This is a genomic window from Martinezella sp. CNPSo 3890, from assembly GCF_057784455.1.
This window is the reverse complement of record NZ_JBXSOR010000006.1, coordinates 90,051-101,655: the sequence shown is the minus strand read 5'-3', so window position 1 is coordinate 101,655 and position 11,605 is coordinate 90,051. Positions and strand designations below refer to the sequence as shown.

Sequence of the window (11,605 nt, the reverse complement as noted above, 5' to 3'; positions counted from 1 at the left end):
ATGACGCGCTTTTCGGCCAATCTGGGATTCCTGTGGCAGGAGCTTTCCCTTCCCGACGCCATCCGCGCCGCCAAGGCCGCCGGCTTCGATGCCGTGGAATGCCATTACCCTTACGACACTCCCGCTGAGGCCGTGCGTCAGGCATTGGAGGAAACCGGCCTTCCCATGCTCGGCCTCAACACCGCCCGCGGCAATGTCCCGGCCGGCGACAACGGACTTGCCGCCATTCCGGGCCGCGAGGACGAAGCCCGCCTGCTCATCGATCAGGCGCTCGATTATGCAGCCGCCATCGGGGCGCGAAACGTGCATGTGATGGCAGGCAAGGCCGCCGGCGATGACGCGCGGGCCACCTTCATTGCCAATCTGCGCTATGCCTGCGAACGCGCCAGCAAGATGGGGGCGACCATCCTGATCGAGCCACTCAACTATCGCGATGCGCCAGGCTACTTCCTTCAAACGGCGGATCAGGCACGCGACATCATAGCCGCGGCCGGTGCCGAGAACCTCAAACTGATGTTCGACTGCTATCACATCCAGATCATGCAGGGCGATCTGACCCGCAGGCTGCAGGATCATATGACGGCAATCGGCCATATTCAGATCGCTGCCGTGCCGGATCGGCGCGAACCGGACCATGGGGAGATCGATTATCGTCACATTCTGCAGGTCCTGGAAAAGCTTGGCTATGACAAACTGATCGGCGCGGAATATCGGCCGGCAACCACGACGGATGCAGGACTTGCCTGGCTGCAGGCATTCAAATGAGAGACCGGCTTCGAGAACGACTAACGGCCTTCAAAGAGATTCACTCGGGAAGTGTCCCGAATACTGATGTCAGCTTGGAGCAGTTCGGCTTTTCCTTGAATCCGTGAGCCGCTCCGTCTGTTTGTTTCTCGCAATTCCGGACGGAAAACCGCTACGCACTTTTCCTGGAATTGCTCTATTGGGAGGAAAATCCGATATGCATGTTTTGATCCTGGGTGCCGCAGGCATGGTCGGCCGCAAGCTCGTCAACCGCATCGCCGCCGAGCCGAAAATTCTCGGGCAAGCCATCGATCGCCTGACACTGGTCGATGCCTTCCAGCCGCCAGTGCCGGAAGCGCTTCAATCCGTATCAAAAACCCTGACGATCGATCTTGCGACAGCTCGTGTTGCAGAAAAGCTCATCGAAGACCGTCCGGATATGATCTTCCATCTGGCCGCCATCGTCTCCGGCGAAGCCGAGGCCGATTTCGACAAAGGATACTCCGTTAATCTCGATGGCACGCGGGCACTCTTCGAAGCCATCCGCCAGCAGGGACTGAAATCCGCCTATGTACCGCGCGTCATCTTCGCCTCCTCCATTGCTGTGTTTGGCACCCCCTTCCCCGAAGTTATCGGCGATGAATTCCTGACCGCGCCGCTGACGAGCTATGGCACGCAGAAGGCGATCGCGGAGCTCCTGCTTGCCGATTATTCACGCCGTGGCATTTTCGATGGCATCGGCATCCGACTGCCAACCATCTGCGTTCGGCCCGGCGCTCCGAACAAGGCGGCCTCCGGGTTTTTTTCCAACATCCTGCGTGAGCCGCTGGTCGGCAAAGAGGCTGTCCTGCCCGTCAGCGATACGGTGCGCCACTGGTTTGCAAGCCCGCGAGCGGCGGTCGGTTTCTTCGTTCATGCGGCAACGCTCGATACGGCAAAGATCGGGCCGCGGCGCAATCTCACCATGCCGGGGCTTTCGGCGCTCGTTTCCGATGAGATCGATGCGCTGCGCCGCATCGGCGGCGACAAGGCGGTTGCGCTGATCCGCCGCGAGCCTGATCCGGTGATCGAGCGCATCGTTTCCGGCTGGGCGACGCAGTTCGATGCCAAGCGGGCGAGTGATCTCGGCTTCGAGGCAGAACAGAGCTTCGACGAGATCCTGCGGGCGCATATCGAAGACGAACTGGACGGGAGGGTCGCATGACGGAGGCGTCATCGAACGCACAAAGTGTAATCGCGCTGGTGACCGGCGGCGGCACCGGCATCGGCCGAGCTATCGCCAAGGCGCTTGGCTCGGCAGGCTTCAAGGTCATTATCTCGGGGCGCCGGGCTGATGTTCTCGAAAAAGCTGCTCGTGAGCTTTCGGAGGAGACCGGGGCGGAGTTTCTTGCGGTTGCAGCCGATGTCAGCGACCCCACATCGGTCCGCAGCCTCTTTGATGTGATCGCCGACCGCTATGGCCGCCTCGACCTTCTGGTCAACAATGCCGGCATGGGCCTGCCGGCCGTGCCGATGGAGGAACTGAGCTTCGAGCAATGGAATGCGATTGTCGGAGCCAATCTGACCGGCGCGTTCCTGTGCACGCAGCAGGCCTTCCGCCTGATGAAAGCCCAGGTGCCGCAAGGCGGCCGCATCATCAACAACGGTTCGATCTCGGCAACGACGCCGCGGCCGCATTCCGCACCCTATACGGCCACGAAACACGCAATCACCGGTCTCACGAAATCGACGGCGCTCGATGGCCGTCCCTTCGATATCGCCTGCGGGCAGATCGATATCGGCAATGCCGCCACCGACATGACGGCGAGGATGAGCGCCGGCGTACTGCAGGCAAATGGCGAGACCGCAGCAGAACCGACGATTTCGGCAGAGCATGTCGCCCGCGCCGTCGTCTACATGGCCACGCTGCCGCTCGACGCCAATGTTCTTTCCATGACCGTCATGGCAACGAAGATGCCGCTTGTCGGCAGAGGATAAGAAAACGATCGGCAGCGTCATGAGTACGATGCTGCCGATGGTATGTGTTACCGTATAGGCTAGATTGCGGGTCGTGCGGAAGGCTTGACCTGCCTTCGCTCGATCAGGCCGGCAACGCTGAAGATCAGGACCTCGATCTCCATGCCGATCTTGTCGCCATCGAGCAACCGGACGACATCGTCTATGCCGGATACAGCCTGGCCATCGATGGCGAGCAGGTAGTCACCCTCCTGCAGTCCGCCCTTTTCGGCCGGGCTATCCTTCTCGACACGACGCAGCCGCACAGCGGTCGAATGCGTGACGCCGGCCTCCAGCGCGATGCGCCGATGCAGCTCGACCGTGTCGGCGGCAATGCCAATATAGGCGCGCCGGACGTGGCCGAAACGCAGGATCTCGGACACCACATGCTTGGCCGTGTTCGAGGCGACCGAGAAAGCGATGCTCTGCGCGCCCTGGATGACGGCGGTATTGACGCCGATGACTTCACCCGCCGACGAGACCAGCGGACCGCCGGAATTGCCGGGATTGAGCGCGGCATCGGTCTGGATGATGTCTTCCATCAGCCTTCCGCTCGCCGCGCGCATGGAGCGGCCGAGCGCCGAGACGATACCGGCCGTGACGGTCCATTCGAAACCAAGGGGATTGCCGATGGCGATCGCGATATGACCGCGCTTCAGCGATTTGGAATCGCCAAGTCGCGCCCAGTTGCCCGGCCAGTCATTGGCGCGAATGAGAGCGAGGTCGGTATCCGGATCGCGCCCCAGCACCCTGCCCTCGACGGTTGCCCCTTCCGGGGTCTTGATGCGCACGGCTTTAGCGTCGTCGACAACGTGATTGTTTGTCACAACGAGGCCATCCGGCGAAATGGCGAAGCCGGAGCCATGTCCGGCGCGGCCGCCCAAACGCTCGATCCGGCTGACGGCCGGCCCGACGAGATCGACGGCACTTGATACCGATTGCGAATAGGCATCCAGCAGCCCGGCATCGGATGACGGCTGGATGTCACGATCAATGAAGCCCATGAAAACTCCTCCGACGCGGACGCGTCGCTACGAGGACCGGCAGCAACTGTTGGGAGGCAGGAGGCTGTCAGTTCGACAGATTGAAGTGGTGACTATTCAAATGAGATGTCACCCTATCGAGTTCAAGAGCCGACCGAACGCACTCTTCCAACCGACCTCACGGCGGCCGAAATCAGCTCTTGTCGTGCTGCAACAGCCGCTCCAGTTCCCGCTCCTGCATCTCGATAGCTTGCGTGACGAAGCGCAAGATCACCTGCTTTTCCGCCTTTGAAAACTGTTTGAGCATCTGCGAGCCGGCCTGCGCGATCGGGCCATAGGCTTCGCGTCCTAGCCTGATCGCCTTCTCGGATGGTGCTACCAGCACGCGACGCCGGTCGTTGGGATCGGGAACGCGGTGAAGAAGACCGCGTGCCGAAAGGCGGTCAATCAAAGCAGTAACCGACGGAGGCGCAAGGCCGATAGCCTTGGCGACGGCGTTTGCCGGCTGCGGCGCGCGCATGATCACGCTGAGACAGCGCCGCTCGGCGCTATTGAGCCCATGCAGCTTGCCGAAGGTTTCGTCGAAGCTCTCCGTCGCCTCTTGCCAGCGCATGCAGGCAAGGCTGATGGCTTCCACGAGGCGATGCTCATCTTCATTTGACTTTTGTTCGATCATCGAATAATTCATTTATCAAACTATTAGAAGGAAGAACCAATGTGCCCCATTGACGATCCTGCTGCAACCATGAATCGAGCGACAAACCGCGAGGTGACGGTCGGCATATGCGGCGCCGGTATCGGCGGGCTTGTGCTCGCGCTCCGGCTGGCAAAGCTCGGCTTTCGTCCGGTGTTGTTCGAAGCTCGCTCAAAGGAAGCCGCCTTATCCGAAGGGGAGTTTCTGACGCTCGCTTCCAACGGCATGAACGGGCTGCGGGCGGTGGACTGCTACGAAGAAGTATTGCGCCAGGGATTGGAGACCCGTGCCATCGAACTCTGCAACGCGCGCGGTAAAAGGCTCGCACTCATCGACCAGAGCGACCATTTGGCGACATTCGGCACGCCCGCCGTCACCATCAAGCGCGGCGTTCTCACAGGCATCCTGATCAAAAAGTGCCAAGCCGAAGGCATCAGCGTGCAATTTGGCCGGCGCGTGACCAAGGTCGACAATCTCCCGCATGCCGTAACGCTCAACTTCTCCGAAGGTGCAGGCCTTGCCGTCGACCTGCTCGTCGCCGCCGACGGACTGCGATCCTTCGTCCGCACGCAAATATTTCCGGATTATCCCCTGCCGCAATTTACCGGCCTGATCAGCACAGGCGGCATCGTCGATGCCGATATACCGGATACGGATGGCGTGATGCGCATGACCTTCGGCGAGAGAGCCTTCTTCGGCTACATCAAGACGGCCTCCCATCCCGTCTACTGGTTCGAGTCCTTCCCCGCCGACACGCCGGACGCGGTACGCGCTCTGGGACCGACGGCACTGGCCGCTCATGTTCGCCAGATGCATGCCGACGATCCTGAACCCAACAGATCGATCCTCCAGGCGGTCGGTCAGATCGAACGCAGCTATCCCATCTTCGACATGCCGCAGCTTCCGGTCTGGTCGAGCGGGCGTGTCGTCTTGCTCGGCGACGCCGCGCATGCCATTGGCCCGCATGCCGGCCAAGGCGCCTCAATGGCGATAGAAGATGCGGTGGTCTTGTCATCTTGCCTGGCGGATACGCTCGACTACGGTACCGCCTTTGCTCGCTATGAGGCCCTGCGGCGCCCACGCATTGCTCGCGTGGTGAAGCTCACTCGGCAAAATGCTTCCAGGAAGCGGAAAAACAGTCGGCTCAGCCTGTTTCTGCGCGATCTGCTTCTGCCCTTGCTTATTCCGTTAAGTGTCAGAGCCGGCCGCAGATTGTTTGCATATCGAGTCGATCTTGACCCGCTCAAGGCAAATCCCTCAACCGAAAGCGCTCACAAGGATGCCGCCTGACATTCGGTCGGTCTGCTGAGGCCAATCTAGGAAATCGGAATAGCCGGCGCAATTCCCTATGCCTGCCGGCACGGAGGAGCTATTCGCGCGGCCAAGCCAGCCTGCTCCAATTTGCAATATAAATTACAAATGCGATGAACATTCCCGATCCAATAAGGTCCAGCCGATGGCGGCCGAAAAGGAAGAGGCCGAGAAGCGCCAAGCCGATCGAGGAGGCGATCAGGAAGAGCGAGGGGATTATGCTTGTGATGGGCACCCCCGCCTCGCCTTCGGCTTCGACGCCATCGCCGGTCACGTGACCATTGGAGCCTGGTGATCGGTTACCGAGCCTGACTGTCACCTTGCCGCGCCTGGTGCGGACCCTGCCCCGCACCTTCTTTTTCGAGGTCAGAAGCACGAGCGCCATCGATATCAGCATGCTGCCGAAGCCCCAGGAGAAAACCGTGCATGCCGCCATGGCGGTCGCGTTTGCATAGGTCCGATAAAGATGAAGTGCCAAGGCTCCCATTGCTATGGTGATGGCAAGAAACAAGGAACCGATGATCAGGAATGTGACCCTGCCGGACAATTGCGTTTCGCCTTCCACGTGACCTCCCCATCGACGTCCATCTGCTCAATGCAAATTAGGAGGATGCCGACGATCTTCAAATGCCGGCGCGATATTCGGCCCAGTTCAGCTGCACGCCGGCACGATCTTTACGAAGCAGCGAGCGGCCATAATTAGCTGACGTATCGGGTGATGGAGGTACTCATGAAGATACGAAGATCCCTTTCGGCGATGATCATCATCGGCCTTTCTGCCATTCCTGTCGAAGCTGCGGGGATCGATTGCTCAAAGCCGGGCTCGCCAAGCGATGATATGATCTGTCAGGACAAATCGCTGCTTGCCCGCGATGCGATGGTGAGGGATCTCTATGCCGCCGCTCTGAAACGCGATGATGCGGACAAGATCCGGGAACGACAGCGCCGCTGGATCACCAAAGTGCAATCCTGCGGCGATGCAGCATGCGCCCGGCAGGCCTATGACGACCAGATTGCGTCTCTCTTGAGGACCAAGGGCGGACAAAGCGCTTCGACGGATTTCCAGTCGAACAGCGCCGATGGCAATGAGGGCCACCTTGCCATCTTCGGACCGGTCGATGGTCTCCTGGCAGTTTCGCTCTCCTCGACCTTCGTCGGCCCGGGCGGAGCAGATGCCGGCGACGTCAACGCCGACGGTCTCGATAGCGTCGTACCGCTGACGAAGGGACACGCTGAACTCTCCAGAGACGCCTGCAAGATCGATCTCGATCGCCTTAACGCAAAGACCTGGCGTGTGTCGCAGGCGGGCGTGTGCGATTTCGCCGCCGGGGTGACCTTGCAGGGTACCTATCGCAAACAGTGACATGGCCTAAACCCGGTTGACTGCCAGGCGAGGAATATCTCGCAATATGCCAACGTCACCGTGCACCAGACCGTCATCGATAACCAGGAATTTTTGTGATCCAGCCGCCACCGGCGGCCGGGTGATTTGAGAAAGACTGAAATCCGGCGCTCAACTGCCAACTGCGTCGGCGGTGCACTTCTTGACGAAACTCGTCTTGGCGGCACCGGCAAGCTTCTTCGATGCGGCCTGAGTATCGCAGGCGCTTGCGGCATCCTTCTCGCATTTCTTTGTAAAGCTCGTCAAAGCGGCGCCCGCCAGCTTCTTGTCGGCGGCCTGGGCCTTGCATGTCGCATCCGCTGCCATCGCACCGCCGGCGATGCAGGTCGAGACAATCGCTATTGCAAGCAGTCTGATCATCGAATTCCTCCGGGCTATCCCGGCAAAAGACCGGGTTAGCGGAGTCTAACGGAATGCCTGTCGGAGTAAAGATATGCGCCAATCATCCACGCAAAAGAAAAAGCCTTCTGTATTATCCCTCAAACGGCACGGCCCTGGCCGACCCCGTCTTGAATCGATCGACAAAAGAATAGAAACTGCCCACATAGGGGCAAGCAATGTCATGCGGCCACCCTCACCTCACGCACTGGCGAAGCGCGACAAGCAGCAACACGAACTGAGTGCTCCACTATCCTCTCATGAAGACTATTTCAGGCACGAATCTCGAACAGGCCAAATCTCACAACCGGCGCGTCGTGATCGAAGCCATTCGCACCAATGGCCCGATGTCGCGGGCCGCCATTGCCCGCATGACGGCGCTGACCACACAGACCGTTTCGAATATCGTGGAGGAACTCGCGCGTTCGCATCTCCTGATCGCGATGGAGGCGCAGAAGATCGCCCGCGGTCAACCGATTACGCCCTATATGATCAATCCGGCTGGCGCCTACTCCATCGGTTTGGAACTCGGGCGCCAGCGTGCGGCCGGCGTGCTCACCGATCTGTCCGGCACGGTCTGCGCCCGCGTCGAGCGCCATGTCGACAGACCGGGACCGACCGAGGCAATGCCGGTCCTTGCAGAGATCGTCAGGGATCTGCAGGAAGCCTTCTCCTTTGACCGCGACCGGCTGCTCGGCGTCGGCATCGCCTTACCCGGACGCTACGCTGATGGCGGCGTAACCTCGCTCAGTCCGCTCAACCTGCCGGGTTGGCAGGATTTTCCCGTTGCCAGTGAGCTGGAACGCCTGATCGGCCTGCCCGTACTTGTCGAAAACGACGCTACGGCAGCGGCGATCGGCGAGCGGCTCTATGGCGTTGCCCGCGGCCTTGGCAGCTTCGTCTATCTCTTTCTTGCCGGTGATGGCGGCATTGGCGCCGGAATGTTCCTCGACGGCCATCTCTACAAGGGTAGCCGCGCCAATGCCGGCGAAATCGGCCACATCATCGTTGAGCCGCATGGCAGGCTCTGCACTTGCGGCAAGCGCGGCTGCCTCGACCGCTATGTCTCGCCATCCGTCGCTTACGAATGCCTAGGCATCGAGAATGCACAGGAGCTGGACCCCGACGATCTGGATGCGCTGATCGCGGCAAGCGGCCATGGCCTGAAGGCATGGCTGGAACAGGCGGTACAGCCACTGCGCCAGACGATCGACTTTCTCGAGCTGGCCTTCGATCCGCAGACGATCGTGCTTGGCGGCAGTGCGCCAACATCCTTGATGACGGGGCTAGCCGAAAGCGTTGAGCCTCTCCACACCCCAGTCAACCCAACCGAAGAGCGCAGCATTCCGCGGTTGATGATCGGCGCCAGCGGTAAGGATACCGCCATTTTAGGTGCGGCCGCTCTGCCTATCTTTTCCGAAACGAACCCGCAGTTCGATGTCCTGCAGAAGCCGTTGACGCATCGTGCCGTTACTCAGCCTTGAAGGGCCAGCATAGCGCCAGCCTTGCATTATTGATTTAACTCAGGCGCGACCAATGCGGGTCGCGCCTGAAGGCCACGCATCGGGCTGTCACAATTGATGCAGGCCGTATAGCAGCGGCATGGTGCCGGCCAATGCCTTGAAACGTTCCCAGGATTTGGCCGACGGCTTCGTCCAACCCGTCTCGGCAAGTGCCGAGAGGCGCGGAAAGACCAGCCGGTCGAAGATGGCCCGATCGGTCATCGATTCCGACCAGATGCAGGCCTGAATGCCACGAAGCTTTTCCTTCTGGGCGTCCGTCCAACCACCGATGGGATCGAAGGTGTAGAGTTTCTCCGGATCCGAATGGCCTGCCCAGCTTGCGCCCGGCTCGTCCCAATCCGGGCGCATCGCCATGTCGAGATAATAGACCTGCCCCGGGCAAACGACGATCTCGTATCCGCGACCGGCAAGCTCCGCCGCCACCTCGACGCTACGCCAGCTGCAGAGATAGCTCTTGTCCTTGTCGATCCTGTCGCCATGGGCCGCCTCTTCCCATCCACCGGTCACGCAACCCTTTGAGGCGAGAAATGCCTGGATGCGTTCCAGGAATTCCGCCTGCAGGAAGGCCGCGCCCGAGCCATGAATATCGTCGGCTCCATGCGTATTGGTGATGACGTTCAATCGCTTGGCATGCGCTTGCGCAACGTCATCACCGGCGATCTCACGCAAGCGTGCCAGCGCCTCCGGCGAGCCGGACCAGGCGCCGAGGGGAACCTCGTCGGCACCGATATGGATCGTCTTGAACGGGAAAAGCTCGATCAGCTCCGAGAGGATCGTCTCGATCACTTCATAGGTCTTTTCACGCGCCGGGTTGATGCAATTATCCGGGAAACCCTGAACAGAATAATAGCTGCCGGCTTCGTTTGGATCGCGCAGCTCCGGAATTGCCTGAAGCATGGCATAGCAATGGCCGGGTATATCGACCTCCGGCAGAACCTCGATGCCAAGACCCTTGGCGTAGGAGACGATGTCGCGCACAACGGCCTTGGTGTAGTAACCACCGGTGCGGGCCGGGCTGGAGCCGAGAAGCGGCGGCACCGGCAGGCCATGGCCGCGCCACGCGCCGACCTCGGTCAGAGCCGGATAGGCATCGATCTCGACACGCCACGCTTCATCATCCGACAAATGCCAATGGAAGCGGTTCAGCTTATTCCAGGCAAGCACTGCCATCAGCTTCTTGATTTCAGCCGAACCGTAGAATTGCCGTGCGACATCGAGGTGCAGGCCGCGCCAGCTCATCGCGGGTTCGTCGACGATCTCGCCTGCCGCAGGGAAATGGAAAGCCTGTGGGTGCAGGCGCGCGCCGCGCCAGATCTGCCCGATGGTGACGAGACCATAGACGAAGCCGGTCTGCGCGCTCGCTTCGACGGTTATGGTTTCAGGCGAAAAGACGATTTTATAGGCCTCGGCGCCTAAACCCTCGACCTCTCGCAATTCCACGGGTACGGCACCCTCCGCTTCGGAGCGGATCAGTCCTTCGGCGGAAAAGAGGTGCTCGACGAGAGCCGTAAAGCTTTCGGCGGCAGCCTGCGCCTCCGGCGCCGTGGCCTTCAAGGCAAAGCCTGCGGGAAGCGGGCGACGGGAGGAGACAGCGACGCGATTCGGCCAGGGAATGATCGCCAGCGGCACCGGCGGATTGGCCGGCACCGGGTAGACCTCCGCGCCGCGCTTCAACGGCGCATTGCTTGACGACGCACGCGTCGGCTCCGTGCCAAGTGAAACCGTAGTGCCATCGGCAAATGCGAGATAGGCGCTGTTGGCACCATCGTTCCAATGTCGGAACTGCCAGCTCAGCGCGCGAACGGTGATCGTCCACGTCCCGCCACCGGCCAGCACGAAGCCCTCGGGCGGCTGGAATTCGGTAAAATTGGACAGCCGCCTGGTAACCGTCGCACCTTCGACAATGCCGGCTGGATCGACACGACCGGGGCCGCTGACACAGAGCGTAAAGCCGGAAAGCGGCTCCGATGACAGGTTCTTCAGCCGCAGCACATAAGAAAATTCCTTTTCGTCGGTTGGCGGGTTCCAAGTGGTTTCAAGCCGCAGAGCCGGGGATCGCGGTGTGGACATGAGCATTCTTTCTTCCTGAAGGATTGTTCAAAGCTTGAGCATGCCGGCATAGATACCGGGTGCGGAATTGGGGATTTGGATCGCGCCGACCGTCTTCTCGTAGAATTCCGAAGGCCCGACATCGCCGATGACGGTGTAGGCATAGCCCATGGCTTTTGCGTCATTGAGGCAGGCAAAGAGAAGCGCGCGACCGATGCCAAGACCGCGCACGCTCTCGTCGACGCCGGTCGGGCCGAAGAAGCCGCGCGCCGTCGCTTCGTGGCAGGCAAAGCCGACAAGCTCGCGATTACGGGTAGCGATGAAGCAGGTCGGCGGCTGGCGGGTCATCGCGACCGTCGTCTCGCTTGCCCAGCCCTCGCTGAAATGTTGAGCCACCCAGCCGGTGATCAGTCGCAGTTCCGGCGGCAGCGCGCGGCGGATGATGACATCAGCCTTCGCCATGCGCTCCGGCGATTGCGTGTCGACCGGCAGGGTCGATAGATTGACCAGGTAGTCCAAGGGGAAT

12 protein-coding genes are annotated in these 11,605 nt (G+C 60.7%); 6 read left to right on the top strand and 6 right to left on the bottom strand.

Annotated features, from left to right (window positions below; genetic code table 11):
* The 3 genes from AC13RC_RS16730 to AC13RC_RS16720 all read left to right on the top strand — a co-directional run bounded on the left by AC13RC_RS16730 (window position 1) and on the right by AC13RC_RS16720 (window position 2,721).
* Window positions 1-765, top strand: coding sequence for a hydroxypyruvate isomerase family protein (locus AC13RC_RS16730; RefSeq protein WP_488557850.1), 765 nt, complete (start codon window positions 1-3; stop codon window positions 763-765).
* 196 nt (window positions 766-961) lie between these two features.
* Window positions 962-1,948, top strand: coding sequence for a D-erythronate dehydrogenase (denD, locus tag AC13RC_RS16725; RefSeq protein ID WP_488557849.1), 987 nt, complete (start codon window positions 962-964; stop codon window positions 1,946-1,948).
* Window positions 1,945-2,721, top strand: coding sequence for an SDR family oxidoreductase (locus AC13RC_RS16720; protein WP_488557848.1), 777 nt, complete (start codon window positions 1,945-1,947; stop codon window positions 2,719-2,721). Before denD ends, AC13RC_RS16720 begins: the two co-directional genes overlap by 4 nt.
* A gap of 59 nt (window positions 2,722-2,780) precedes the next feature.
* Here AC13RC_RS16720 and AC13RC_RS16715 read toward each other — a convergent pair whose 3' ends face one another.
* Both AC13RC_RS16715 and AC13RC_RS16710 read right to left on the bottom strand, forming a co-directional pair.
* The gene (locus tag AC13RC_RS16715) at window positions 2,781-3,743 is read right to left on the bottom strand and encodes a S1C family serine protease (RefSeq protein ID WP_113329214.1); all 963 of its coding nucleotides are present in this window, start codon (window positions 3,741-3,743) and stop codon (window positions 2,781-2,783) included.
* A gap of 172 nt (window positions 3,744-3,915) precedes the next feature.
* Window positions 3,916-4,398 (bottom strand): MarR family winged helix-turn-helix transcriptional regulator, encoded by a 483-nt coding sequence (locus tag AC13RC_RS16710; RefSeq protein WP_488557847.1) that lies wholly within the window; start codon window positions 4,396-4,398, stop codon window positions 3,916-3,918.
* 39 nt (window positions 4,399-4,437) lie between these two features.
* Here AC13RC_RS16710 and AC13RC_RS16705 point away from each other — a divergent pair, with 39 nt between their 5' ends.
* A complete protein-coding gene (locus AC13RC_RS16705; protein WP_488557846.1) occupies window positions 4,438-5,706 on the top strand; it encodes an FAD-dependent monooxygenase in 1,269 nt (422 codons plus the stop codon).
* A 79-nt stretch (window positions 5,707-5,785) separates the two neighbouring features.
* On the opposite strand, the gene AC13RC_RS16700 is transcribed toward AC13RC_RS16705, so the two are convergent.
* The gene (locus tag AC13RC_RS16700; RefSeq protein ID WP_488557845.1) at window positions 5,786-6,292 is read right to left on the bottom strand and encodes a hypothetical protein; all 507 of its coding nucleotides are present in this window, start codon (window positions 6,290-6,292) and stop codon (window positions 5,786-5,788) included.
* A gap of 165 nt (window positions 6,293-6,457) precedes the next feature.
* On the opposite strand from AC13RC_RS16700, the gene AC13RC_RS16695 reads away from it, so the two are divergent.
* Window positions 6,458-7,090, top strand: coding sequence for a lysozyme inhibitor LprI family protein (locus AC13RC_RS16695; protein WP_152092942.1), 633 nt, complete (start codon window positions 6,458-6,460; stop codon window positions 7,088-7,090).
* A gap of 150 nt (window positions 7,091-7,240) precedes the next feature.
* On the opposite strand, the gene AC13RC_RS16690 is transcribed toward AC13RC_RS16695, so the two are convergent.
* Window positions 7,241-7,489: a hypothetical protein gene (locus AC13RC_RS16690; protein WP_145319839.1), complete on the bottom strand. Its 249-nt coding sequence runs from the start codon at window positions 7,487-7,489 to the stop codon at window positions 7,241-7,243.
* 278 nt (window positions 7,490-7,767) lie between these two features.
* Here AC13RC_RS16690 and AC13RC_RS16685 point away from each other — a divergent pair, with 278 nt between their 5' ends.
* A complete protein-coding gene (locus AC13RC_RS16685; RefSeq protein ID WP_488557844.1) occupies window positions 7,768-8,991 on the top strand; it encodes an ROK family transcriptional regulator in 1,224 nt (407 codons plus the stop codon).
* An 87-nt stretch (window positions 8,992-9,078) separates the two neighbouring features.
* Here the strand turns inward: AC13RC_RS16685 and AC13RC_RS16680 are convergent, their stop codons facing one another.
* Together AC13RC_RS16680 and AC13RC_RS16675 are read right to left on the bottom strand one after the other, a co-directional pair.
* Window positions 9,079-11,106 (bottom strand): beta-N-acetylhexosaminidase, encoded by a 2,028-nt coding sequence (locus AC13RC_RS16680; RefSeq protein WP_488557843.1) that lies wholly within the window; start codon window positions 11,104-11,106, stop codon window positions 9,079-9,081.
* A gap of 21 nt (window positions 11,107-11,127) precedes the next feature.
* Window positions 11,128-11,598 (bottom strand): GNAT family N-acetyltransferase, encoded by a 471-nt coding sequence (locus AC13RC_RS16675; protein ID WP_488557842.1) that lies wholly within the window; start codon window positions 11,596-11,598, stop codon window positions 11,128-11,130.
* Between the last annotated feature and the right edge of the window lie 7 nt (window positions 11,599-11,605).